This window comes from Alcanivorax sp. MD8A (assembly GCF_002888555.1).
Taxonomy (GTDB): domain Bacteria; phylum Pseudomonadota; class Gammaproteobacteria; order Pseudomonadales; family Alcanivoracaceae; genus Alcanivorax.
On the sequence record NZ_AQOQ01000041.1, the window covers coordinates 1 to 24,088 of the forward strand.

At 59.1% G+C, this 24,088-nt stretch carries 26 protein-coding genes; 19 read left to right on the forward strand and 7 right to left on the reverse strand.

Annotated elements, in window-relative coordinates; genetic code table 11:
- Window positions 1-49: 49 nt before the first annotated feature.
- Window positions 50-361 carry a GNAT family N-acetyltransferase gene (locus tag A15D_RS15280; RefSeq protein ID WP_102792633.1) on the reverse strand — a complete coding sequence of 104 codons (312 nt, stop codon included), beginning with the start codon at window positions 359-361 and terminating at the stop codon, window positions 50-52.
- A 153-nt stretch (window positions 362-514) separates the two neighbouring features.
- Here A15D_RS15280 and hisB point away from each other — a divergent pair, with 153 nt between their 5' ends.
- The 5 genes from hisB (at window position 515) to A15D_RS15305 (ending at window position 4,577) form a co-directional block, all read left to right on the forward strand.
- Window positions 515-1,123 (forward strand): imidazoleglycerol-phosphate dehydratase HisB, encoded by a 609-nt coding sequence (hisB, locus tag A15D_RS15285; RefSeq protein ID WP_022984770.1) that lies wholly within the window; start codon window positions 515-517, stop codon window positions 1,121-1,123.
- Entirely contained in the window at window positions 1,116-1,757 is a 642-nt protein-coding gene (gene hisH / locus A15D_RS15290) for an imidazole glycerol phosphate synthase subunit HisH (protein ID WP_102792634.1), read from the forward strand. Before hisB ends, hisH begins: the two co-directional genes overlap by 8 nt.
- An 86-nt stretch (window positions 1,758-1,843) precedes the next feature.
- On the forward strand, window positions 1,844-2,584 hold the full coding sequence (gene hisA, locus A15D_RS15295; protein WP_102792635.1) for a 1-(5-phosphoribosyl)-5-[(5-phosphoribosylamino)methylideneamino]imidazole-4-carboxamide isomerase: 741 nt from the start codon (window positions 1,844-1,846) through the stop codon (window positions 2,582-2,584).
- Window positions 2,585-2,599: 15 nt separating this feature from the next.
- Window positions 2,600-3,373 (forward strand): imidazole glycerol phosphate synthase subunit HisF, encoded by a 774-nt coding sequence (gene hisF, locus A15D_RS15300; protein ID WP_102792636.1) that lies wholly within the window; start codon window positions 2,600-2,602, stop codon window positions 3,371-3,373.
- Between the two features lie 322 nt (window positions 3,374-3,695).
- The gene (locus A15D_RS15305) at window positions 3,696-4,577 is read left to right on the forward strand and encodes a bile acid:sodium symporter family protein (RefSeq protein ID WP_102792637.1); all 882 of its coding nucleotides are present in this window, start codon (window positions 3,696-3,698) and stop codon (window positions 4,575-4,577) included.
- Here the strand turns inward: A15D_RS15305 and A15D_RS15310 are convergent.
- The 3 genes from A15D_RS15310 to A15D_RS15320 all read right to left on the reverse strand — a co-directional run bounded on the left by A15D_RS15310 (window position 4,562) and on the right by A15D_RS15320 (window position 7,873).
- Window positions 4,562-5,326 carry a divergent polysaccharide deacetylase family protein gene (locus tag A15D_RS15310; protein ID WP_102792638.1) on the reverse strand — a complete coding sequence of 255 codons (765 nt, stop codon included), beginning with the start codon at window positions 5,324-5,326 and terminating at the stop codon, window positions 4,562-4,564. The two genes, A15D_RS15305 and A15D_RS15310, sit on opposite strands and share 16 nt — an antisense overlap.
- Window positions 5,326-6,651: a S41 family peptidase gene (locus tag A15D_RS15315; protein ID WP_102792639.1), complete on the reverse strand. Its 1,326-nt coding sequence runs from the start codon at window positions 6,649-6,651 to the stop codon at window positions 5,326-5,328. The genes A15D_RS15310 and A15D_RS15315 overlap by 1 nt, the downstream gene beginning before the upstream one ends.
- A 70-nt stretch (window positions 6,652-6,721) precedes the next feature.
- Window positions 6,722-7,873, reverse strand: a complete 1,152-nt coding sequence (locus A15D_RS15320; protein WP_102792640.1) for a murein hydrolase activator EnvC — start codon at window positions 7,871-7,873, stop codon at window positions 6,722-6,724.
- Window positions 7,874-7,985: 112 nt separating this feature from the next.
- Here A15D_RS15320 and A15D_RS15325 point away from each other — a divergent pair, with 112 nt between their 5' ends.
- The 3 genes from A15D_RS15325 to secB are packed head-to-tail and all read left to right on the forward strand — an operon-like array spanning window position 7,986 to window position 9,152.
- Window positions 7,986-8,402: a rhodanese-like domain-containing protein gene (locus A15D_RS15325; RefSeq protein WP_102792641.1), complete on the forward strand. Its 417-nt coding sequence runs from the start codon at window positions 7,986-7,988 to the stop codon at window positions 8,400-8,402.
- Window positions 8,402-8,668, forward strand: a complete 267-nt coding sequence (gene grxC / locus A15D_RS15330; RefSeq protein ID WP_102792642.1) for a glutaredoxin 3 — start codon at window positions 8,402-8,404, stop codon at window positions 8,666-8,668. Before A15D_RS15325 ends, grxC begins: the two co-directional genes overlap by 1 nt.
- Before the next feature lie 10 nt (window positions 8,669-8,678).
- Entirely contained in the window at window positions 8,679-9,152 is a 474-nt protein-coding gene (gene secB, locus A15D_RS15335; RefSeq protein WP_102792643.1) for a protein-export chaperone SecB, read from the forward strand.
- Between the two features lie 137 nt (window positions 9,153-9,289).
- Here secB and trmL read toward each other — a convergent pair whose 3' ends face one another.
- Window positions 9,290-9,760, reverse strand: coding sequence for a tRNA (uridine(34)/cytosine(34)/5-carboxymethylaminomethyluridine(34)-2'-O)-methyltransferase TrmL (gene trmL / locus A15D_RS15340; protein WP_102792644.1), 471 nt, complete (start codon window positions 9,758-9,760; stop codon window positions 9,290-9,292).
- A gap of 64 nt (window positions 9,761-9,824) precedes the next feature.
- Here trmL and A15D_RS15345 point away from each other — a divergent pair, with 64 nt between their 5' ends.
- Both A15D_RS15345 and A15D_RS15350 read left to right on the forward strand, forming a co-directional pair.
- A complete protein-coding gene (locus tag A15D_RS15345) occupies window positions 9,825-10,142 on the forward strand; it encodes a DUF4377 domain-containing protein (protein ID WP_102792645.1) in 318 nt (105 codons plus the stop codon).
- Window positions 10,139-11,089, forward strand: a complete 951-nt coding sequence (locus tag A15D_RS15350) for a DUF2007 domain-containing protein (RefSeq protein ID WP_146026898.1) — start codon at window positions 10,139-10,141, stop codon at window positions 11,087-11,089. Before A15D_RS15345 ends, A15D_RS15350 begins: the two co-directional genes overlap by 4 nt.
- Here A15D_RS15350 and typA read toward each other — a convergent pair.
- Window positions 11,086-12,894, reverse strand: coding sequence for a translational GTPase TypA (gene typA, locus A15D_RS15355; protein ID WP_102792647.1), 1,809 nt, complete (start codon window positions 12,892-12,894; stop codon window positions 11,086-11,088). The two genes, A15D_RS15350 and typA, sit on opposite strands and share 4 nt — an antisense overlap.
- A gap of 280 nt (window positions 12,895-13,174) precedes the next feature.
- Here typA and A15D_RS15360 point away from each other — a divergent pair, with 280 nt between their 5' ends.
- From A15D_RS15360 to A15D_RS15370, 3 genes are read left to right on the forward strand one after another with little or no spacing between them, the layout of a single operon-like run.
- The gene (locus tag A15D_RS15360) at window positions 13,175-13,771 is read left to right on the forward strand and encodes a RimK/LysX family protein (RefSeq protein WP_102792648.1); all 597 of its coding nucleotides are present in this window, start codon (window positions 13,175-13,177) and stop codon (window positions 13,769-13,771) included.
- A complete protein-coding gene (locus A15D_RS15365) occupies window positions 13,771-15,306 on the forward strand; it encodes an inactive transglutaminase family protein (protein ID WP_102792649.1) in 1,536 nt (511 codons plus the stop codon). The genes A15D_RS15360 and A15D_RS15365 overlap by 1 nt, the downstream gene beginning before the upstream one ends.
- Window positions 15,306-16,301 (forward strand): alpha-L-glutamate ligase-like protein, encoded by a 996-nt coding sequence (locus A15D_RS15370; RefSeq protein ID WP_102792650.1) that lies wholly within the window; start codon window positions 15,306-15,308, stop codon window positions 16,299-16,301. Before A15D_RS15365 ends, A15D_RS15370 begins: the two co-directional genes overlap by 1 nt.
- A gap of 3 nt (window positions 16,302-16,304) precedes the next feature.
- Here A15D_RS15370 and A15D_RS15375 read toward each other — a convergent pair whose 3' ends face one another.
- Window positions 16,305-17,252, reverse strand: coding sequence for a metallophosphoesterase (locus tag A15D_RS15375; protein ID WP_102792651.1), 948 nt, complete (start codon window positions 17,250-17,252; stop codon window positions 16,305-16,307).
- 173 nt (window positions 17,253-17,425) lie between these two features.
- On the opposite strand from A15D_RS15375, the gene A15D_RS15380 reads away from it, so the two are divergent.
- The 6 genes from A15D_RS15380 (at window position 17,426) to glnG (ending at window position 24,054) form a co-directional block, all read left to right on the forward strand.
- Window positions 17,426-18,511 carry a tRNA (5-methylaminomethyl-2-thiouridylate)-methyltransferase gene (locus A15D_RS15380; protein ID WP_102792652.1) on the forward strand — a complete coding sequence of 362 codons (1,086 nt, stop codon included), beginning with the start codon at window positions 17,426-17,428 and terminating at the stop codon, window positions 18,509-18,511.
- A gap of 4 nt (window positions 18,512-18,515) precedes the next feature.
- Window positions 18,516-18,767, forward strand: a complete 252-nt coding sequence (locus A15D_RS15385; RefSeq protein WP_102792653.1) for a sulfurtransferase TusA family protein — start codon at window positions 18,516-18,518, stop codon at window positions 18,765-18,767.
- Between the two features lie 229 nt (window positions 18,768-18,996).
- Window positions 18,997-20,403 (forward strand): glutamate--ammonia ligase, encoded by a 1,407-nt coding sequence (gene glnA / locus A15D_RS15390; protein WP_022984396.1) that lies wholly within the window; start codon window positions 18,997-18,999, stop codon window positions 20,401-20,403.
- Window positions 20,404-20,606: 203 nt separating this feature from the next.
- On the forward strand, window positions 20,607-21,335 hold the full coding sequence (locus A15D_RS15395; protein ID WP_158245821.1) for a DUF4124 domain-containing protein: 729 nt from the start codon (window positions 20,607-20,609) through the stop codon (window positions 21,333-21,335).
- Between the two features lie 156 nt (window positions 21,336-21,491).
- The gene (glnL, locus tag A15D_RS15400; protein WP_102792655.1) at window positions 21,492-22,586 is read left to right on the forward strand and encodes a nitrogen regulation protein NR(II); all 1,095 of its coding nucleotides are present in this window, start codon (window positions 21,492-21,494) and stop codon (window positions 22,584-22,586) included.
- 34 nt (window positions 22,587-22,620) lie between these two features.
- Entirely contained in the window at window positions 22,621-24,054 is a 1,434-nt protein-coding gene (glnG, locus tag A15D_RS15405; RefSeq protein WP_022984399.1) for a nitrogen regulation protein NR(I), read from the forward strand.
- Window positions 24,055-24,088: the final 34 nt, after the last annotated feature.

Consider the following 24,088-nt stretch of genomic DNA (forward strand, 5'->3'; position numbering starts at 1 on the left):
AGCATGTAAGGCGTTATTCAGAGGCTCCCCGGCTGAGCGAGTAGTCCTGTCAGCCGGTGCAGTGGTCCGGCAGGGTCAGGGGCTCGCCCAGGGCCTTGCCGATCAGGCGGACGAAATCCTTGCCAACGCCCCGGCCGCGAGTGGCCGGATGAACCACCATCCAGTCCAGACGCGGTTGGTTTTCTTCTATCAGGGCGATAGCCACCCGCTGGCCATTGAAGTGGGCCACAAACAGCCTGCGATCGCCTGTAGACAGCGCGGATGCCAGCTTTTCACGGTATTGCGGGTCTTCGCGAAGCACCTTGTCAAAGGTGTCGCATTCTTGCTGGGTCAGGGGGTGGGCCTGAACGCTGATCGGCATGGGGGCTCCTTCGCTGGTTCGGGGCTGTCGGGCTGCGTATAATAGCCGCCCCTGGATCTTCTGAATAACCCCTTTGTGCATTCCGGGCACCGTTGTTGGTGCGTCGGGCGGGTGGGATGACGATGCAGAGGCTCTTCAAACCGGGAGAAAGAGATGAGCAAGCGAAGCGCTACTGTTGAGCGCAACACCCTGGAAACCCAGATTCAGGTCACGATCAATCTGGATGGCACCGGCCAGTGCAAGCTGGACACCGGCCTGCCGTTTCTCGAGCACATGCTGGATCAGGTGGCTCGCCATGGTCTGGTCGATCTGGAGATCAAGGCCAAAGGGGATTTGCACATCGATGCCCACCACACGGTGGAAGATATCGGCATCACCTTGGGGCAGGCCTTTGCCAAGGCGATTGGTGACAAGAAAGGTGTTCGCCGCTACGGGCATGCCTATGTGCCGCTGGACGAAGCCCTGTCGCGCGTGGTGATCGACCTGTCGGGCCGCCCCGGTCTGGAAATGTTCGTGGATTTCACCCGCGGCAGCATTGGCGGCTTTGATGTGGACCTGTTCTACGAGTTCTTTCAGGGGCTGGTCAACCACGCCATGGTGACCCTGCACATCGATAACCTGCGTGGCAAGAATGCCCACCACCAGGCCGAGACGGTCTTCAAGGCTTTCGGGCGCGCCCTGCGCATGGCGGTGGAGCCTGATCCGCGCATGGACGGCATTACCCCTTCCACCAAAGGTACGTTGAGCGAAAAAGATGACTGAAGTGGTTGCCGTCATCGACTACGGCATGGGTAATTTGCACTCTGCCAGCAAGGCGCTGGAGAAAGTAGCCAGCGGCCAGACGATTTTGATTACCAGCGACCCGGACCAAGTTCGCGCGGCGGATCGGGTGGTGTTTCCCGGTGTCGGCGCGATCCGGGACTGTATCGCAGTGCTGCGCGACACCGGGCTCGATCAGGCCATCCACGATGTGGTGGCGGCGGGCAAGCCATTGCTGGGCATCTGTGTCGGCATGCAGGCCTTGCTGGCCCGCAGTGAAGAAAACAACGGTATTGACTGTCTGGGCGTGTTCAGTGGTCAGGTGAGTTTTTTCGGTGAGATGCTGGGTGAAACCGGTAACAAGCTGAAAGTGCCCCATATGGGCTGGAACCAGGTCCAGCAGGGCATGGCTCACCCCATGTGGGCAGGCATTGCCGATAATGCCCGTTTCTACTTTGTCCACAGCTACTGCGCCACCGATGTGCCGGAGTCTGAAGTGGCGGGCTACTGCGACTATGGTCGCCGTTTTGCCGCTGCGGTCACGCGCGATAATGTCTTTGCGGTGCAGTTCCACCCGGAGAAAAGCGCAGATGCCGGCCTGACCCTGCTGGAAAATTTCCTGCGCTGGCAGCCTTGAGATCCATTGATAGTGGACAGTTGACAGCGATAACCCCGTTTCATCCGTTGCCTTCCTGTAGGGCAACCCAGTTTTGAGAAATCACGATGCTTTTGATTCCTGCCATTGATTTGAAAGACGGTAAATGTGTTCGCCTCAAGCAGGGGCGTATGGAAGACGACACGGTATTTTCCGACGATCCTGTGGCGGTGGCCACCCACTGGGTAGAGCAGGGGGCTCGCCGTTTGCACCTGGTGGACCTGAATGGGGCGTTTGCCGGTGAGCCGGTGAATGGCGATATCGTCAAGGCGATTGCCCAGAAGCATCCGGATCTGCCGATTCAGATTGGTGGGGGTATCCGCAGCCCTGAGATTATCCAGGCGTATCTGGATGCCGGTGTGCAGTGGGTGATCATTGGTACCAAGGCGGTGAACGAACCCGAGTTTGTGCGCGACATGTGCAAGCAGTTCCCTGGCCACATTATCGTCGGACTGGACGCCAAAGACGGCAAGGTAGCGACGGATGGCTGGGCGAATGTCACCGATGTTGATGTGATCGACCTGGCCCGGCAGTTTCAGGATGATGGTGTGTCTGCCATCGTCTACACCGATATCAGCCGTGACGGCATGCTGCAGGGGGTGAATGTGGAAGCCACCTTGCGCCTGGCCGAATCCATTTCCATTCCGGTGATTGCCTCCGGTGGTATCACCAATCTGGAAGATGTACGTAACCTGTGCGCGGTGTCGAAACTGGGTATCAGTGGTGCTATCACCGGCCGAGCTATCTACGAGAAAACGCTGGATTTCGCTGAAGGCCAGGCGCTTTCCGACGAGCTGATCAGTGCCTGATCGGAGGGTATTGTCATGGGTTTAGCCAAACGGATTATCCCCTGTCTGGATGTGGACGACGGGCGAGTGGTCAAGGGAGTCCAGTTCGTGGATATCCGCGATGCGGGGGACCCGGTGGAAGTGGCCAAGCGTTATAACGACGCCGGCGCCGATGAAATCACCTTTCTGGATATCACCGCCAGCCATGAAGGGCGTGATACCACCCTGCACACGGTGGAGCAGATCGCCAGCCAGGTGTTTATCCCGCTGACGGTGGGAGGCGGCGTTCGCACCCTTGAAGATATCCGTAACCTGCTTAACGCGGGGGCGGATAAGGTAGGCATCAACTCCGCTGCGGTGCACAACCCGGAGTTTGTTCGCGAAGCGGCTGAGCGCTTTGGCTCCCAGTGCATTGTGGTGGCCATTGACGCCAAGAAAGTCAGTGCGGAAAGCGAGCCCAACCGCTGGGAAATTTTCACTCATGGTGGCCGCAAGCCCACCGGGCTGGATGCGGTCGAGTGGGCAAAGCGCATGACGGATTACGGAGCTGGCGAGATCCTGCTGACCAGTATGGATCGCGATGGCACCAAAAACGGGTTTGATATTGCCCTGACCCGTGCCATTTCCGATGCGGTGCCGGTACCGGTGATTGCCTCCGGTGGGGTGGGTAACCTTCAGCACCTGGTGGATGGTGTGATTCAGGGCGGGGCGGATGCAGTGCTGGCGGCCTCGATTTTCCACTTTGCCGAGTACACCGTGGCAGATGCCAAGCGTTACATGCAGAACGCCGGCATTGAGATGAGGCTGTGATTTTCCCCAGATGCTCGACGTCTGAAGCCTGACGCTAAAAAACCGCCGATCCCGGCGGTTTTTTGTGATCATTCAACAGTTCTGCTTGCATCGTTGTGGGAGCTTGCCTGCAAGCGATGATGCTTTAATCAAGGCGCAATCGCTTGCAGGCAAGCTCCCACAGCGAACCACTGCCCACCTTTCGTTTTGCGTCAGGCTTCCTGCATCCCCATGGCCAAATGCGCCATCCTCAATGCCGTTCATGCTCTGCCACTGGCCGCGCCCGGTTCGCTGATTTACTCTCAAACGTATACCTATAAGAAGTCGTCCGGGAGAGTAAAACATGGGTTCCAGCGCATTGATTGATATCGGGTTGCCGATATCCCTGTTTCTGATCATGGTGGGGATGGGTATGACCCTCACCCCGCGCGACTTCCGGGAAGTCGCCATCGCCCCGCGAGGCACCGCCTACGGGCTGGTTTGCCAAATCCTCCTGCTTCCCTTGATTGCTCTGGGCGTGGCCCATGCCATGGACCTGTCTCCGGCATTGGCGGTTGGCCTGATCGTGATTGCGGCCTGCCCGGGGGGAACCACGTCCAACCTGTTCGTCTACCTGGGGCGCGGGGATGTGGCGCTGTCCATCGTGCTGACGGTGCTTGCCAGTCTGATCACGGTGTTGACCTTGCCCGCGTTCACCGGTTGGGCACTGGAGCGCTTTCAGGACTCGTCACAAAGCTTCGAGCTGCCGGTGCTGCGCACCATCATCACCCTGATCGTCATCATTCTCCTGCCTGTCGCGATCGGCATGGCCATTCGGCATTTTCGTCAGTCCTGGGCGGAAAAAGGGGAGAAAGCCGTCGGTCTGCTCGGGTTGCTGGTGTTGGTGGCCGTGATTGCGTTGCTGTTGATCGAGCTGGGCGAAGAGGCGCTGGATTTGTTCAAGAAGGCGGGTGTGTCTGCCATCATCCTCAATGTGGCCGGCATTGTGCTCGGTATGGTCGGCGGGCGTCTGATTGGCCTCAGCCGTGATCAGGCTTTTACCGTGGCTATCGAGCTTGGCATCAAGAATGGCACGCTGGGGTTGATGGTGACACTGACGTTACTGCAATCCGAGGCGATGTCAGTGCCGTCAGCGGTGTATGGAGTGCTGATGTTTGTGTTCGGCTTCCTGATGATTGGCTATGCGCGCCTGACCGGGATTGGCCGGGCTCAGGATTCTGCCTGAGCCTGTGGGGAGGCATCGGCGGTGTTCACTGCCGGCGCCTCCAGCAGGTCCGAGACCGGCACGACGTCAATGCCCGCTTGCTCCATCAGGGGCAACACTTGCTGCAGATAGTGCACGGTTTCCGGGTAGGGGTGGCCTATGGCGATTGCCTGCCCGCGCTGTCGTGCCAGCTGGAGCAGCTTGTTGAACTGACGATTGATGCTGGCGAGATCGCGCTGATTATCCAGGAAGATGTCTCGCCCTGCGCTGGCGATGCCGACACGCTGGGCGGTGCGTTGCGCTACAGAGCGGCCGCTGGTGCGGCTGTCCACAAAGAATAGCTGGTGCGCTTTCAGTTCGCCCATCAACCAGCCCATGGGTTCGGCCTGCTCTGTCAGGGCGCTGCCCATGTGGTTGTTGAGCCCGCGGGCCTGGGGAACCTGCCCTAGCGCCTCGCGCACCGCCTGCAATATCTCCGTCTGCTGCATGCCCAGTGTCAGCCCGCCCCGATCGAGTCTGGCCTGCTGTTGGGCGGCCATGGGCATGTGCACGATGACTTCCTTGCCTGCCAGGCTGGCGCGTTCTGCCAGGCGGGGCCCATGGGGTGAGAACGGAATTACCGCGCAGGTCACATCGGCGGGCAGGTCGGTGATGGCCTTGCCTCGGGAATAGCTGTAGCCAAGGTCATCAATGATGATGGCGATACGTGGCGCGGCCAGGGCGAGCTGGCTGGCTGCCAGCATCGCCATGGCCATCAGCAGGCGAGGCATCAGTCGGAATCACTGCCGGGTTGGGTTCCGGCGCGGCCAGTCTGGGCCAGTACTACGCCTTTGAGTACCGAGAGAGCCTGGGCCAGAGCGTAATCTTCCTGAGCCAGAGAGCGGGGGTTTTCGCTGCTCTTGTGTTCGCCGTTCTCGTTATCCAGGTGGCGCGGCAGGTCCGCTTCGCGGACCTGCTGGTCTTCGCGCACTTCCAGACGAGTCACTACATCGACACTGATATCCGGTTCGATGCCTTCGGCCTGAATGGAGCGGCCATTGGGGGTGTAGTAGCGGGCCGTGGTCAGTTTGAGGGCGCGGTCCTTGCTCAGTGGCAGCACCGTTTGAACGGAACCTTTACCGAAGGTGCGATTGCCAACCACGATGGCGCGATGTTGGTCTTGCAGTGCGCCAGCCACAATTTCAGAGGCGGAGGCGCTGCCGCCATTCACCAGTACCACCAGCGGGACGCCAGCCAGCTGGTCGCCGGGTTTGGCCTTGAACTCGCTGCGGCTACCGGGCTGGCGACCTTCGGTGTAGACCACCAGACCTTCATCAAGGAACAGGTCGGCCACTTCCACGGCTCCCCCCAGCACCCCGCCAGGATTGTTGCGCAGGTCCATAATCAGGCCTTTGAGCGCCCCCTCGGCGGCCAGCTTTTTGAGTGCTTTGGCGGTATCGCTGCCAGTATTATTCTGGAACTGGGAGATGCGCACATAGCCAAGCCCGGGCTCAAGCAAGCGGGATTTGACGCTGTGCATCTGGATCTTGTCGCGCTTGAGTGTGACCTGGCGAGGGTTCTCTTCTCCTTCGCTCAGGACCATCAGCTCGATTTCCGAGCCCACCTCGCCGCGCATTAACTCCACAGCTTCACCCAGCGACAGGCCTTTGACGAAGGTGTCGTCAATCTTGAGGATCAGGTCACCGGCCTGGATGCCGGCCTTGCTGGCGGGGGAATCATCCACAGGCGTGACCACTTTGACGAAGCCATCTTCCATAGTGACTTCGATGCCCAGTCCGCCAAACTCGCCGGTGGTCGTGACCTGCAGATCATCGAACTGATCGGGGGTCAGGTAGCTGGAGTGGGGATCGAGTTCGTACAGCATGCCGCGGATGGCCGACTCCAGCAGTTCGCGATCATCGATCTGTTCGATGTAGGCGCCACGGATGCGCTCCATGACTTCGGCGAAGGCGCGCAGTTCGTCCACCGGGACACCCTGTTGGCGGGCCTGCTGATCCAGTGCCGGGTCTTCAGCGTGAACGGGACAGAAAGGCAAAGCGGAAAGGACTCCCACCAGCATGGCGGAGCGCAGGGCTGTGAGCGTGAATTCAGGCATTCATTATCCCCGGATGCCCGGCCATTCCGGTGGCCGGCGCGATGTTGTTTGTGTGGCTGCGGCATGCAAACTAAAGGCGTCCCAGCGTGGGCAGTGTAACACGGCGGTCGCACCAGCGTGCCGGGTTCTGGGCCTTGCCACGGTGGCGAATTTCGAAGTACAGGCCGCTGCCCTGATTGCTGCCGGTGTTGCCGGCAAGGGCCAGAGGATCGCCGGTGGCCACCCACTCTCCCACCTCGCGTAACAGCGACTGATTGTGGCCGTATAGTGTCAGGTAGCCGTCGCCGTGATCGACAATGGTGAGCAGGCCATAGCCGCGCAACCAGTCAGCATAGACCACGCGGCCAGGGTGAATGGCGCGTACCGGACTGCCTGTCGGGGCAGACAGGATCACCCCCTGCCAGCGCAGGGCGCCTTCACGGCGACTGTTGTAACTGGTGGCGATGCGGCCTTCCACCGGCCAGGGCAGTTTGCCGCTGAGCTTGCCAAACGGCTTGCCCCCGATCTCGGCAGGGATGTCATCCAGGCTGCGCTGCATGTCAGAGAGCAGTTTTTCCAGTCGGTCCTGATCGGATTTCAGGCGGTCGATATTGCCGCCACGTTCCTTGAGTGACTGGTTGAGCATCGCGAGGGTCTGTTGTCGTGAGGCCTGTGCCTGTTGCAGTTTCTCCTCATGGCGCTGCACATCACTGCGCTGGTCCAACAGGGCGCTGCGGGCCTGATTGACTCTGGCACTAATGGCTTGCAGCTCCGTGAGTTCACCGCTTAGCGTCTCAAGCCGTTCGGTGCGAGCACGCTGGTAATATTCCTGGTAGCGCATCAGGCGGGCAATCTGGTCGGGTTGTTCCTGGTTGAGCAGCAGCTTGAGGCGTTCCTGACGGCCGCTCTGGTAGCTGGCGCGCAGGGTTTTGGCCAGCCAGGTCAGCTGGGCTTGTTTGTCCCTGGCGAGGCGGGCCTGCTCTTCGCGCAAAGCCTCAAGCCGTTGTTGGGACTCGCTGACCTTGCGTTCCAGTTGACGGCGTTCTTTGGATAGCCGGCTGATGCGCAGGTCGGCTTCACGCAACTCTGCCTGCAGGGCGTCTCGCTCCCGCAATTCCTTGCCTTGGGCGTCACTGAGGGTACGTATTCGCGATTTCAACTCTTCCAGATCGGCCCTGGAAGGCGTGTCTGCTGCCAGGCTGAGAGCGGGAAGCAAGAGTAGTAACAGGATTTGCAGCCGCATGGTTTTACCTTACCCCCCTGGGGGTGTGTATACTTGGCGCCGATTTTATCTTGCTGCAGGGGGCGATGACGGCGGTCCCGGCTGTGGCTGTATACCTTGATCCGGGGTTCTCATGAGTCAGCTTTTCGAGTTTGCCAGTAACCATTATCTTCTGGTGTCCGCTTTCTTCCTGCTATGGGCGGTGTTCTTTGTGCTTGAGTCCCGCCGGGGCGGCAAGCCACTGACCCCGCAAATGGCCACCAATCTGGTCAATCAGCAGGACGCGGTCATCGTCGATCTGCGTGATGGCGATGAATTTCGCGCCGGGCACATTGCTGGCAGCCTCAATATTCCTGCCGGTCAGGCCCTAGAGCGTATTGCAGAACTGGAAAAATACAAGGAGAAACCGCTGATTCTCACTTGTGATATGGGTAGCAAGGCCTCACATCTTGGCAGACAGCTACGCACCAAGGGCTTCGCGGATCTCTATCGGATTCAGGGCGGAATCAATGCCTGGCGGTCTGCCTCTTTGCCTGTGGTGAAGGGCTGATGGCACGGGTCGAGCTGTATACCACGGCCTGGTGCCCGTTCTGCATCCGCGCCAAGCGGTTGCTGGACAGCAAAAATGTGTCCTACGAGGACACTGATGTGGACCGTGATCCGCAGCAGCGGCTGGTAATGCAGCAGCGCGGCGGGGCACGCACGGTGCCGCAGATATTTATAAATGGCCACCCCATCGGTGGTTGCGATGAACTGTATGCTCTGGAGCGCGCGGGCGAGCTGGATGGCCTGCTCAGCGCTGATTCGGGGGAGTAAGGAGAGAGACATGGCTGACGAACAACAACAGGTTTTCCAACTGCAACGCCTTTATCTGAAGGATGCTTCCTTCGAGTGCCCAGGGGCGCCGGATGTGTTTCTGCAGGAATGGAAACCCAAGGTAAATGTGCAACTGAACAATGGTGCTCGCCGCATTGGTGAAGGTAATGAGTTCGAGGTTGAGCTGACGGTTACCGTGACCGCCAAGGACGAGAAAGAAGAAAAGACCTTCTATCTGGTGGAGGTCAAGCAGGCCGGGATCTTTACCGTGAAGGGCATCGAAGGTGAAGAGCGCGCCCAACTGCTCGGCGCCTACTGCCCGAACATGTTGTTCCCCTATGTGCGCGAAGTGGTCTCTGATCTGGTTGCCAAGGCATCCTTCCCGCAAATGGTGCTACAGCCGATCAACTTCGATGCGCTGTACCAGCAGCAGCGTCAGCAGCAAGCTGCGCAGGCTGAGGCGGCAGGCGAAACGGTGCAGTGAACAGTTAACAGTGAATAGCGTCGCGAAGCGTCGTTGACCTGTTCTTAAACACAAGAGGCCGCGCCCAGGCAATGGGCGCGGCCTCTTGTGTTTAAGGCTAAAACAAACCTGCCTCGCGCGCTGTTCACTATTCACTGTTAACTGTTCACTGCCCCTGCGTATCCCAACTGTCGCCAAGCCTCATACAGTGTTACCGCCACGGCGTTGCTCAGGTTGAGGCTGCGGCTGTCGGCAACCATGGGCAGGCGCAGGCGTTGTTTGGGAGGGAGTGATTCGATGACTGACTGGGGAAGTCCGCGGGTTTCCGGGCCGAACAGCAGGATGTCGCCGTCCTGGAAATTCGCCGTGCTATGGGGGCAGCTGGCTTTTGTGGTCAGCGCAAACAGCCGTTGTCCGGTGGTATGGTCCATAAAACGGGCGAAGTTGTCGTGTAATTGCAGGTTGGCAAATTCCCGGTAATCGAGGCCGGCACGGCGCAGTTTTTTTTCCTCGAGGGAAAAGCCCAGGGGCTTGATGAGGTGGAGCTGGGCGCCGGTATTGGCGGCCAGGCGGATAATGTTGCCGGTGTTCGGCGGGATCTCGGGTTCGTACAGGGCGATATGCAGCATGGATTTTTGCCGTGGTGGGTAGCGCGTGATATTGATGAGTATGAAGAATAACAGGACAAGGACGATGAGACGCGGATGGATAGGGTTGCTGCTGTTGCTGACGGCGTGCAGTGAGCCACAGCCGGAAGGGGAGTTGCTGTATGTTGCCCCCTATACGTCAGCCTGTATCGGCGCAGGCCCCATGGACTGCATGCGGGTGCGGCACTCAGAGACGGAAAACTATCAGCTTTTCTATAACACGATTGAAGGCTTCCAGTTCGAGCAGGGGTTCCGCTATACCCTGAGGGTGGCGGTCAGTGAGGTGGAAAACCCGCCTGCTGACGGCAGTGCGCTGCGTTATCGCTTGCTGGAAGTGGTCAACAGGGAAGCAGTCGGGCCGTGAGGTGTGTCTATCAGGCGTGTGATGGCCTGGAGGCACACATGGTGGCCGGGCTGGCATCGGTGTGGGTAGACAATGATGACGAGTCGCGGGCGCGGGAGGTGGTCGCGGACTATGAACAACAGCAGCAAGCAGAAGAGTTGACGTCGTCTCGCTCCCGTGAACCTTCTGCGTCCTGGCCCGGTGCTTTTGGGCGTGGCCTGATACTCGGAATGGTGGTGGGCGTGCTGCTCGGCTTGTTGGTGGGCAGTGCGCGGGCAGCTAGCTCCCCTGTGATGCTGGTGGGAACGGTGGCGCATATCCCGGGGTTGGCCAACCCCGATCTGAGTGGCCCGTTTATTGACTTGCTGGTGGCTATGGACGATGCCTTGCCAGCGGTGAGTCTCCAGATCCGGGTGGCGCCGTTTGTGCGCTCAATTCACGACGCCTCAACCGGGCGGGCAGACTTTCATCTGCCGATGATTCGCAATCCCTCACTGGATTTGCCGTCACTGCCCTGGCGCTATGTGGAGCGGCCCATGGGCAAGGTCTGCATGGTGCTGTATTCCGCTCGCGAGGCGCCCCTGACAGCGGCCCAGGCGAGTCGAGGGGCTGAGCAAGGGGCGCTGCGAGTGGCCACCTTGAGTGCCAATCTGGACCTGTTTGCCTTGCCGCTGGAGGGGATTACTGAATTGCGTCAGGGGTTGGGCCTGGTGGCCCGTGGGCGGCTCGATGGCTTTATCGGTGCCCAGGAAGAAACGGACAGCATGCTGCGCGCCAGTGGCCTGAAAAATATCCACCGCAGCCTGTTTCACTGCTATGACGATGTGCTGATTGTGCCAAAGGGGGCGGCGGGCGACCGGACAGCCGCATTGCTGGAAGAGGCGTTGGATGCCCTGGAGGCCCAGGGCAGGCTGGCGCCCCTGCATGGCAGGGTGCACCAGCCTTATCAGGACTGGCAGCCTTATTAGCGACCGGCGCGCTTGCGTTCGGTCTCGGTAAGCAGCTTCTTGCGCAGACGCAGATGGTTGGGGGTGACCTCAACCAGCTCGTCATCTTCAATGAAGTCCAGTGCCTGCTCCAGGCTGAAGCGGATCGGCGGGGTGAGAACGATGTTCTCATCGGTGCCGGAGGCGCGCATGTTGGTCAGCTGCTTGCCCTTGGTGGGGTTTACGACCAGGTCGTTGCCACGGCTGTGAATACCGATGATCTGGCCTTCGTAGACGTCCACATTCGGGTCGATCAGCATGCGGCCACGTTCCTGCAGATTGAACAGGGCGAAGCCCAGCACCTTGCCCTTGACCATGGACACCAGCACACCGTTGATGCGCTTGGCCATGTCACCCGCCTTGAACTCGCCATAGTGGCTGAACGTGCTGTTGAGGATACCGGTGCCGGACGTCAGGGTCAGGAACTGGCTACGGAAACCGATCAGGCCACGGCTCGGCACCAGGAATTCCAGGCGTACACGGCCCTTGCCGTCCGGTTCCATGTTGGTCATCTCGGCCTTGCGCAGACCCAGCTGCTCCATGATGGAGCCCTGGTGCTGCTCTTCCACATCGGCCACCACGGTTTCGTAGGGCTCCTGCTTCACGCCATCTTCTTCACGAATGATCACCTGCGGACGGCCCACGGCCAGTTCGAAGCCTTCACGGCGCATGTTCTCGATCAGTACCGACAGGTGTAGTTCACCACGGCCGGAGACGCGGAACTGGTCGGCGCTTCCGGTTTCTTCCACGCGCAGGGCCACGTTGTGCTTGAGCTCGGCTTCCAGGCGCTCGCGAATCTGGCGGCTGGTGACGAACTTGCCGTCCTGGCCCGCGAAAGGCGAGGTGTTCACGTGGAAGAACATGCTCACGGTAGGCTCGTCCACGCTCAGCGGGGTCAGGGCTTCCACATTGGCCGGGTCACACAGGGTGTCGGAAATGTTCAGCGGGTCCAGGCCGGTAATGCAGACGATTTCGCCAGCAGAGGCGGTAGGGGCGTCCACACGCTCCAGGCCGTGATAACCCATGATAGTGAGGATCTTGCCGCTGCGGACTTCGCCGTCGGCGCCGATCACTTTCACCGGGCTGTTGGCCTTGATCTGGCCACGCTTGACCCGGCCGATGCCGATGATGCCCAGGTAGCTGTTGTAGTCCAGGGAGGAAATCTGCATCTGGAAGGGGCCATCAGCGTCCACATCCGGGTAGGCCACTTTATCGACAATGGCTTCCAGCAGGGGGGTCATGTCGTCGGCCAGGTTGTCGGCTTCCATGCCGGCGATGCCGTTCAGGGCGGAGGCATAGATTACCGGGAAGTCCAGCTGCTCGTCGGTGGCACCCAGGTTATCGAACAGGTCAAAGACCTGGTCCATGACCCAGTCAGGGCGCGCGCCGGGACGGTCGATCTTGTTGATCACCACGATCGGCTTGAGGCCAGCGGCAAATGCCTTCTGGGTAACAAAGCGGGTCTGCGGCATGGGGCCGTCTACCGCGTCTACCAGTAGTAGTACGGAATCCACCATGGACATGACGCGCTCTACCTCACCGCCGAAGTCGGCGTGTCCGGGGGTGTCCACGATGTTGATGCGATAGTCGTTCCACTGGATAGCAGTGTTCTTGGAGAGGATGGTAATGCCCCGTTCCTTCTCCAGATCGTTGGAGTCCATGACCCGCTCGATATCGCCAGCGCGATCTCCCAGGGTGCCGGACTGTTGCAGCAGCTTGTCCACCAGGGTGGTCTTGCCGTGGTCAACGTGGGCGATGATGGCGATATTGCGCAGGCGTTCAATCACGAGTGTAGCTCCAGTGAAAAATGAGCAGGCCGGTTATCACCAGCCCGCAGGGGCGCGCATTATAACAGCGCTTTGGGCTGGTGATAGCCCATCGGTCGGGCTTTGTCGTAAGATTGCGCACTGTGAAGCAGTTCACGATTTTACGGTTGTTCCTGCGCGGGCCAGATTGTTGTCCTAGAATGGCGCAACCATTTGCCCCGGGCCGGGTCATAGGGGGCCTGACGGGTCGCCTTTGTCTGCGGCTCGGGGGCAGTAACGCTTTTGATATCAGGTTGTTAAGATGCGAATTCCTTTCTGGCTGATGTTGCTCGGGGTGTCCTGGGAAGCCAGTGCCGAGGCGTCGGCCAGCAAGATGATTTATGGCTTGCATGAGCAGGTGTATATCGAAGAGCTGGGGGTCACAGTGCCTGCCAAGCTGGATACCGGGGCGGACAGCGCCTCGTTGAGCGCCCGTTACATCAAGACCTTTACCCGTGATGGCCAGCAAATGGTGGAGTTTGATCTGGCGATTGATCGGGATGATCGTGAAGAACTGGGAATCACACAGTCCCAGTGGGATGACATCGAGCTGCCGCTGGCGGGGCATGTGAGGATCAAGCAGCGTGCCGAGAGCCTGGAAGGTGACGAGCGCGAGTACCGCAGTCGCCCGGTGGTGTTGCTGACAGTGTGCATGGGCAAGCGCCAGCAACAGATCGAAGTTAACCTGACCGATCGCAGTGAATTCAGTTACCCCATGCTGATGGGGTCGCACGCGTTACAGAAGCTGGCGGCAGTGGTGGATCCATCCAGTCAGCATATTGGCGGCTCGCCCAAGTGTGAGTCGCCGGCTAACGACGTAAACCATGTTGAAATGACGGAGGCTGCCGAGGCGCAATAATGGGTTCAGTCAAGTTTCAGGCGCGTTTGCTTGCCTTCTTCCTGCTGTCGCTGGGGGTTGGCAGTGTTCTCTATCAGGTCTTTGTGCAGCACGTGCCGCTCAGCCAGGATGAAACCGATCAGGTCTGGGTGGTGGACGCCGAGGTCGGGTTTAATGCCCGGCCCAACAAGCCGGTTAAGGTGCGGATGTTTGTGCCGCCGGCGAACGGCAGCTACACCACCCTGAACGAAAGCTTTATCTCCAATAATTATGGCGTCAACGTCAATACGGAGAAGGGTAATCGACAGGTGACCTGGTCGTCCCGGCGGGCCGAGGGCAATCAATACCTGTATTACCGGCTGATGTTGACCCAGCGTTATGCAGAGGCACCGGAAAATGAACCCGGCCCCCAGTTTCGTCCTGCACCTGCCCTGAAGGGCCCGGACCGTCTTGCTGCCGAGGCGCTGCTGGAGCCGATCCGTCAGCATTCCGCAGATGTGGAAACATTTATCAGCGAGACCATCAAGCGCGTCAATGAGCTGGAAAACGACAATGTCCAGTTGCTGCTGGGCAGTGACTTGAGCCCGGAAAACCGGGCCAAGGTGGTCGACCTGCTGCTGGCGATGTCCCACATTCCTGCCGAGCCGGTGCATACCTTGCGGCTTGCAGAGAGTCAGGGGCAGCAGCCCGAGTTATGGCTGCGTAGCTACAACGGCAAACAGTGGCTTTACTTCAACCCGGTGAACGGTCAGCAAGGGCTCCCGGAAGATCGCCTGGTCTGGTGGCGTGGGGCGGAGTCGTTGCTCAAGCTGGATGGCGGCAAATCCGGGAATGTGTCCTTCAGTGTTCACCGTAATGAAATGAGTGCGCTGCAGCTGGCCCAGTCCCTGCGGATGAAGGATGCCGAGAGTTTTATCGACTTCTCGCTCTACGAATTGCCGCTGCCGGCACAGCAGTTGTATCGCATTCTGATCATGATCCCGGTAGGGGTGATTCTGGTGCTGCTGATGCGGTCGCTGGTGGGCATGGAGACGTTGGGGACCTTTACCCCGGTGCTGATCGCGCTGGCCTTTCGTGAGACCCAGGTATTGTACGGTGTGCTGCTGTTCACCTTTATTACCGCCATTGGCCTGTCGGTGCGATCCTATCTTGAGCACTTGAAGTTGCAGCTGTTGCCGCGCTTGTCAGTGGTGCTGACCTTTGTAGTGATCACCATGGCGTTGCTGAGTCTGTTGGGCTACAAGCTGGGCATGGGCTCCGGGCTGTCCGTGGGCCTGTTCCCGATGGTGGTGTTGACCATGGTGATTGAGCGCACCTCCATCGTCTGGGAAGAACGGGGGGGCAGTCAGTCACTCAAGGTGGCGCTGGGTACCCTGTTTACCGCGATTCTTTGTCACCTGCTGATGGTGTGGCAGCCTCTGGTGTACTTTGTCTTTACCTTCCCGGGCGTGCTGCTGTGTCTGGCGTCTTTCATGGTGCTGATGGGGCACTACCGGGGTTATCGGCTTACTGAGCTGGTGCGTTTCCGTGCCATGGTGGAGGGGGACAAGCACTGATGTTGTGGTCCAAGACCCGCAAGGCTCTGCGCGCCCGTGGCGTCATGGGTATCAACCAGCGCAACGGTGACTACATTCTGCGTTACAACAAGCGCAGCCTGTATCCGTTGGTGGATGACAAGATCAAGACCAAGAAGATGGCGCTGGATGCCGGCATCAGAGTGCCGGAGTTGTACGGCACCATTGCCACCGAGCAGGGTATCAGCACCCTGCGCAAGGTGGTGGATACGCACCGGGATTTTGTTATCAAGCCCGCGGAGGGGGCTGGCGGGGATGGCATCATGGTGATCGCCGATCGCTTTGAAGACTATTTCCGCTCAGCGTCCGGCCGCATCATTACCCTCGAAGAGCTGGAGCACCATATTTCCGGCATCATCTCCGGGATCTACTCGCTGGGTGGTCACCGCGATCAGGCGCTCATCGAGTATCGGGTGACGTCCACCGAATTGTTCAAGCGCATCAGCTATGAAGGTGTGCCGGACATTCGCATCATCGTGCTCAAGGGCTACCCTGTGGCGGCCATGTTGCGTTTGCCTACCCGGCAGTCCCAGGGCAAGGCAAACCTGCATCAGGGCGCGATTGGCGTCGGCCTGGACCTGTCCACCGGTGTGACGCTGGATGGCACCTGGCTCAATCGCAAGATCCAGCGGCATCCGGACACGGCCAATGCGGTGGCGGGGCTGACCGTGCCTGACTGGGAAGATTGCCTGTCACTGGCGGCCCGCTGTTATGACCTGACGGGGCTGGGCTATCTGGGTGTCGATCTGGTCATGGATCGTGATCATGGCCCAATGATGCTCGAGCTTAATGCCCGCCCGGGGCTGAATATCCAGATTGCCATGGATGACGGTTTGCTGCGCCGCTGCCGGATTATCGAGGATCACCTTGAAACGGTGGGTGACAAGGACCTGCCGGCCGCTGAACGTATTGCATTTTCCAAGTCGAAATTTGCCGTCGCCGGCCCGGTGGCGGTGGAGCCTCAGGACCCTTCCTGATCGCTAGCGGATTCCCTGCCCATTCTGGTCGCCCTGCCACAGCAGGGTGATCAGCGGGTCCTGCGGATTGCCAAGAACACTGTAAAAACGGTAGTCGACACGCAGGCCGGTCTCGGTTTTTTCAAAATCCAGGGTAACCAGGCCGTGTGTGGCGCGGGTGAAGTGCTGTGCGTCACTGGCAGGACCGAGGTCGTTGTTGATGCTGGCGGAACCTGATATCAGTTGCCGGGTGTCCTGGTATTCTCCTTCATCGGACAAGATGTGGTCGTGGCCGCCGACCAGCAAGTCCAGATGCCCCACCAGTTTTTGTTTCAGTCCAATGTTGATCATTTCATGGGCGTTGCCGTGGGAGCCGGTACTGAACATGGGGTGGTGGGCAAACCCCAAACTGAATTGGCAGCCATACTCTTGGGCCATCTGCTGGCTGGCCGTGAGCCAGTTGATTTGCCGGTGAAAGTAATACCACTTTTCAAACCAGGTCGTCTCCAGACTGAATGCACAGGCATCTGGCCATTGCTCAAAGTAGTAAAAGTGGGGAAGGTGAATCAGAGGGTGGCGACGCGCCACCTCAAGCCAGGCGTTGCCGTTCTGTTTCCAGTCATGGTTACCCAGCACCAGATAGACGGGAATGCCGGCATCCAGCGCTGGCTGCAGGGGTGGCAAGAAGCGGCTGTCGATGAGCGGATCGTTGGCGTCGCGAATTCCGTCCGGATAGACCAGATCGCCCAGATAGCGGATTTGGTCGCAGCCCAGTGTCACCAGGGCCTGGCCGACGGCCAGGGAGGCCGGGTTGCCCCAGCCGCCATCGCCGATGGCGCACACCCGCTGTCCGGCCAGTGGTCGGTCATGCACAAGCCAGGGGCCGTGGGGGGTATGGAACCACCAGCCAAGGCCTGCGGCAGTCAGTGCCAGCACCGCAAGGAGGGCGGTACGGCGGAGCCAGCGTCTCATGCAGGACTCTCCGTAAACAGCATGTGGCGCAGGAGTGTGCCGTTGCAGGATGACATTCAAGTGACAGGCGGCACGGGGGATGGATGCGTGCAGGCCCCGCCATTGCTATACTTCGCCGCCCAATTTCCGAGCCAGGGCGGCACGCGGTGCGGCCCCCAGCACAGGTTTTTCACATGACTCAGGCAACCCAACCCATCAAGCGGCGCGCGATCGCGCTGGTGTCCGGCGGACTGGATTCCATGCTGGCCGTGAAGGTCATGCAGGAGCAGGGCATCGAAGTGGAAGGGGTGAACTTTTTCACCGGCTTCTGTGTGGAAGGGCATACTCATGCCATTCGCAAGAAGGACAAGGACAAGGAAAAGCGCAATAACTCCCTGTGGGTGGCCGAACAGCTTGGCATCAAGCTGCACATCATTGATATTTCCGAAGAGTACAAGGATGTGGTGCTGAACCCCAAGCACGGCTACGGCGCGAACCTGAACCCCTGTCTGGACTGCAAGATTTTCATGGTCAACCAGGCCACTCTGATGATCAACAAGGCGCGTGAATTCGCTGGCGATCGCGGTTTTGACTTCATTGTGACCGGCGAAGTGATTGGTCAGCGGCCCAAGAGCCAGCGTAAGGAAACCATGCCGATCATCAGTCAGGAGTCGGGAGCGGACGATCGTCTGTTGCGCCCGCTTTGTGCCAAGAACCTGCCGCCAACCTTGCCCGAGCGAGAGGGGTGGGTAAACCGCGATGAGCTGCACGATTTTTCCGGCCGAAACCGTAAGCCACAGATGGCGTTGGCGAAGAAGTTCGGACTGGATGATTTTGCCCAGCCAGCGGGAGGGTGCTGCTTCCTGACCGACGAATCCTATTCCAACAAGCTGTCAGACCTGTGGAAGGCCCGTAATGAGCGCCGCTACGAGCTTGATGACATCATGTTGCTGAAAGTGGGGCGCCACCTGCGGCCGAAACCCCACTACAAGTTGATCATCAGCCGTGAGGAGGGCGAGAATCGCTTTCTGGAAGGCTACCGTTATATGTTCTCCAGCATTACCACGGTAAGCTGCCCGGGGCCCCTGGCCTTGGTCGATGGCAACTTTGAATCTGACGAAGAGCTTGAGCAGGCTGCTGCCATTGTGGCCCGCTATTCCAAGGGCCGGGTGCTGGACGAGGTGACACTGGAAATTCGCCAGCCGGATGGTGTGGCTCGCCAGGTGACGGTAAAGCCGGCGCAGCCTGACGATGTATTGCCTGCCTGGAATGTGGGGTAGTGGTATGACTGATGTGATTCACGAGCTGGATACCCGTCGCCTGCTGTGCCCGATGCCGGTCATCAAAACGCAGAACAAGGTGCGTACCCTGTCGACAGGGGATTGCCTCAAGGTGGTCTGTACTGATCCGGGCGCGCTGAACGATATCCCTGCCTGGTGCCGGATTAACGGCCACGAAGTGTTGGAAGCCGCCGAGCAGGGTAATGAGTGTTTTGTGGTCTTGCGCGTCGGCGAGGACAATGGTGCACTATTTTAGTGCTGTGCGCGATTGTTGTGCACCATGGGTGTGCATGATGTTGGTGCATGGCCCTGTGGGCCCCTGACAATTGGGGGCTATGCGCTAAAAAAGGGCTGGCATGGTATTTGCCTCCCTATTGGCATTAGTGGCCCCTTGGCCGAGAATACCGGCTCTCTGTGTTGCTCCATGCCGGTGCAATATGTCGAGTCAGAGATAAACCCGCTGTTCCTTAGGAGGACGCACGACAATGTCTGAAAAGACCCTCAAGCTGATTAAAGAAAACGATGTGAAATGGGTGGACCTGCGCTTCACCGATAGCCGTGGTAAGGAGCAGCACGTTACTCTGCCAGTGGGTGAAATCGACGAAGATTTCTTCACCGACGGCAAGATGTTTGACGGTTCTTCCATCGCTGGCTGGAAAGGCATCAACGAGTCCGACATGGTGATGATGCCTGACGACTCTACTGCCGTTCTGGACCCGTTCACTGACGTGGCCACCCTGAACCTGCGTTGCGACATTCTCGAGCCGTCCACCATGACCGGTTATGAGCGTGACCCGCGTTCCGTTGCCAAGCGTGCTGAAGAGTACCTGAAGGCTACCGGTATCGCTGATACCGCCCTGTTCGGTCCTGAGCCGGAGTTTTTCGTATTTGATTCCGTGCAGTGGAAATCCGACATGCAGGGTTCCATGTACAACATTCACTCCGAAGAAGCGGCGTGGGTGTCCCACGAAGACTTCGAAGGTGGCAACATCGGTCACCGTCCGGGTGTGAAAGGTGGTTACTTCCCGGTTCCGCCGGTAGACAGCCTGCACGACCTGCGTGGTGCAATGTGTTCCGCCATGGAATCCATGGGCCTGAACATCGAAGTGCATCACCATGAAGTGGGTACTGCTGGCCAGTGTGAGATTGGTGTTGGCGCCAACACCCTGACCAACAAGGCTGACGAAGTTCAGATCCTCAAGTACTGCGTGCACAACGTGGCTCACGCCTACGGCAAAACCGCTACCTTTATGCCCAAGCCGCTGATCGGTGACAACGGCTCCGGTATGCACGTTCACGTATCCCTGGGTAAAGATGGCAAGAACCTGTTCGCTGGCGAAGGCTATGCTGGCCTGTCCGACGAGGCGCTGTACTTCATCGGCGGTATCATCAAGCACGCTCGCGCCCTGAATGCTTTCACCAACGGTTCTACCAACTCCTACAAGCGTCTGGTGCCCGGCTTCGAAGCCCCGGTAATGCTGGCCTACTCTGCCCGTAACCGTTCCGCTTCCATCCGTATTCCGTTCGTGAGCAGCGCCAAGGCGCGTCGTATCGAAGCACGCTTCCCTGATCCGTCTGCCAACCCTTACCTGTGCTTCGCCGCACTGCTGATGGCTGGTCTGGACGGCATCAAGAACAAGCTGCACCCTGGCGATGCCATGGACAAGGATCTGTACGATCTGCCGGCTGAAGAAGCAAAAGACATCCCGACCGTGGCTCATACCCTGACCATGGCGCTGGATTGCCTGGAAGCTGACATGGACTTCCTGACCGAAGGTGACGTGTTCACCAAGGACATGCTGGACGGCTACATCTCCCTGAAGCGTGGTGAGATTGAGCGTCTGAACATGACCCCGCATCCGGTTGAGTTCGACATGTACTACTCCTGCTAATCCCTCGGGATTGCAGTGAAAAAGCCCCCCGCTGGTCGGGGGCTTTTTTATGTCTGGCGGAGGGGGCAGGCCTCTGTTCCTGTTCTGTTGAGCGTGTTTGGGTCTGGTGCGGATCAAGCATTATCGCTGCAAACTGTGCATTTGCCCCTTTCCTGACGGCTTTGCACAGTGGAGAATCAGCAAGAGAGCCGATGGAGATAACGATGAAAACACAATGGAAGCTATTTGCCGGGTTGCTGCTTGCGATGGGGGCCGGTGGTCTGGGGGCTGCGGAAGCGGGAAGTGAGCCGGCAAGCGGGATTTATCGCTCAGTAGATGAAAATGGCAACGTAGTATTCACTGATCAGCGTCCGGAGAGCGGAGATGCGGAAGAGGTGAAATTGCGCGAAACCAATACGGTGCCGATCGAAAAGGTGGAGATCTCCGGCGAGGTGAAAACGGTCGGCGGAGAACAGTCCAAGGTGTTTGGCGGTTACCGTCATCTGGAGATCACATCGCCCGCAGCCGAAGCCACCATCCGCAACCCTGAGGGTGGGGTGCAGATCAGTGTAGACCTGCAGCCCGCTTTACAGGATGGCGATACGGTGGTGATTTTCGACAATGGGGTTCAGCAAACCGGGTTGGAGATTAATGCGCCTGAACGAGGCGTGCACGTGGTTATCGCCAAAGTGCTTGGGGAAGATGGCGAAGTCAAAATCGAGTCCGCGCCAGTGGAGTTTTATATTCACCAGTCCACTGCCTACGATTTTCGTCGTCGACCTGGCCTGGATCCTAATGGGGCGGCAGCGGATGTCGGGGGTGCGGCAGGTCGAGGCGGTGCTGCTGGCACTGGCGGTGCCGCCAGTACGGGCGGCGCGGCGGAGACCGGCGGTGCAGCCGGTCGCGCCAAAATGCCAACCCCTGTTGTACCTCGCCCCAATCTGCGCAACTAGCAGTGCACCTAAGTGGTGCATTCCAACTCCCCTTACCGATACACTCAGCAGAGCTGCCTGCGTTAGGGGCCCACATGACGGGTCTTAAACGGGCTTTCAGGGCTTCCCTTGAGGTGGCCTGATAATTGCTTGTGCCCTGTTATGGGCCAATAGTTGATGAGTGGTGTCGCCTTGCACAAACGGTTACTCGATCACCTGCGAACCGCGGTGGTCATGCTCGATAGTAAGTTACACGTGCGTTATCTGAATCCGGCAGCGGAAATGCTGCTCGCAACCAGTGCCGTACGGGCTATCGGTCAGCCGTTGCCTGATTACTTCTTTGACGATGAAGAGGCACGGTCTGCCCTGCAGCAGTGCATTCGTGACGAGCACCCCTTCACGCGCCGGGAGGCGCGATTGTCGGTTGCGCCGGGCAATGAGGTCACCGTGGATTATTCGGTCAGCCCCATCAATGAGCCAGGCCAGCCGTTGTGCCTCTTGTTGGAGCTTCAGGCGCTGGACCGGCTGCTGCGCATTACCCGCGAGGAAGCGCTGCTGCATGCCCATCAGGCAACGCGGGCGCTGGTACGAGGGGTGGCACACGAGATCAAGAATCCGTTGGGGGGGATTCGGGGCGCTGCACAGCTGCTGGAGCGTGCCCTGCCAGACCCGGAGCTGACCGAGTACACCAAGGTCATTATTGATGAGGCAGACCGCCTGCGCTCAGTGGCGGACCGGATGCTGGGGCCTCGCAAGCCTCCGGAGTTTCGCCCGGTCAATGTGCATGAGTGCCTTGAGCATGTACGCCAGTTGCTACTGGCTGAGCATCCCCAGGGCGTATCAATCTGGCGGGATTACGACATCAGCTTGCCGGATGTGGTGGCCGATCGGGATCAACTGATTCAGGTGTTGCTGAACCTGATCCGTAACGCCACCCAGGCGCTGCTGGAGTCGTCCACACCGCAGGCGCGCATCGTGATGCGCACCCGGGTGCTTCGCCAGTTCACGATCGGGGTGCTGAGGCACCGGCTGGTGTTACGCGTAGACATTATTGATAACGGGCCCGGCATCGACCCGGAAGTACAGGAAACCCTGTTCTATCCCATGGTCAGTGGCCGCGCCAGCGGCACGGGGTTGGGCCTTTCCATCGCCCAGTCGATCATCAGCCAGCATCATGGCCTGATCGAATGCGAAAGTGTGCCGGGTGAAACCGTATTCAGTCTTTTGTTGCCCATGGAGCAGCCGGAGCTGATTGAGACAGAAGAGTCATGAAAGACACAGACACGATCCCTGGGAGAAGCAGGTCATGAGCGAAAGTATTTGGGTTGTAGACGATGACCGCTCCATTCGTTGGGTGCTGGAAAAGGCGCTGAGTCAGGAAAACTACGCCGTCACCTGCTTTGAAGATGCCGATGAAGCGCTCAATACCCTGGAAAATGGCGGCCAGGAACCGGACGTCCTGATCAGTGATGTGCGCATGCCGGGTACCGATGGCCTGCGCATGCTCAAGATCCTGCAGCGCAAGAATCCGGATTTGCCGGTCATCATCATGACAGCGCATTCGGATCTGGACTCGGCAGTGGCGTCCTATCAGGGTGGGGCATTCGAATATCTGCCCAAACCTTTTGATGTGGACGAAGCGGTCGCATTGGTGCGCCGTGCGCTCAAGCACCGTGAAGAGTCTCGCGGCGAATTCCCGGCCGCGGTGGAAGAGGCACCTACCGAGATCATTGGCGAAGCGCCGGCCATGCAGGAAGTCTTCCGGGCGATTGGTCGTCTCAGTCATTCCAATGTGACTGTGCTGATCAATGGTCAGTCCGGTACCGGTAAGGAGCTGGTGGCCCGTGCCCTGCACCGCCATTCCATGCGCCGGGAGAAAAACTTCGTGGCGCTGAACATGGCGGCTATCCCCAAGGACCTGATCGAATCCGAATTGTTCGGCCATGAAAAAGGGGCCTTTACCGGTGCCAATAATCAACGGGTTGGTCGATTTGAGCAGGCCAATGGCGGCACGCTGTTCCTGGACGAAATCGGGGATATGCCGCTGGAAGCGCAGACCCGGTTGCTGCGGGTGCTACAGGAAAGTGAATTCTACCGCGTTGGTGGCACCACGCCGATTCATGTGGATGTGCGGATCATTGCGGCGACCCACCAGGATCTGGAAAAGCTGGTGAAAGAAGGCGACTTCCGTGAGGATTTGTTTCATCGCCTCAATGTGATTCGCATTCATATTCCCCGCCTGTCCGAGCGCCGTGAAGATATCCCGCGGCTGGCCAATTATTTTCTGCAGCGGGCGGCCAATGAGTTGGGTGTTGAGCCCAAGGTGCTGCACAAGGATACCGAAAAGTACCTGTCCACCCAGTCCTGGCAGGGGAATGTGCGTCAGCTGGAAAATACCTGCCGCTGGCTAACCGTGATGGCCTCTGGCCGCGAAGTATTGGTGGATGATCTGCCGCCAGAACTGCGCGAGAGCACGGTCAGCAAGGGTGGGGATGTTAGCGGTGACTGGCTGAAATCCCTGCGCAACTGGGCCGATCGTGCCCTGTCGCAAGGCGAGCGCAGCATTCTTGATCAGGCGGTGCCGGGCTTCGAACGCACCATGATCGAGGTCGCCCTGCAGCATACCGGTGGCCGCAAACGCGATGCCGCTGCCCTGCTGGGTTGGGGCCGAAACACCCTGACTCGCAAGATCAAGGAACTGGAAATGGAGAGTCAGTTGAGTGGGGCAGATGATGACTGACTTTTCAGTTAACAGTGAATAGTGAACAGTTAAC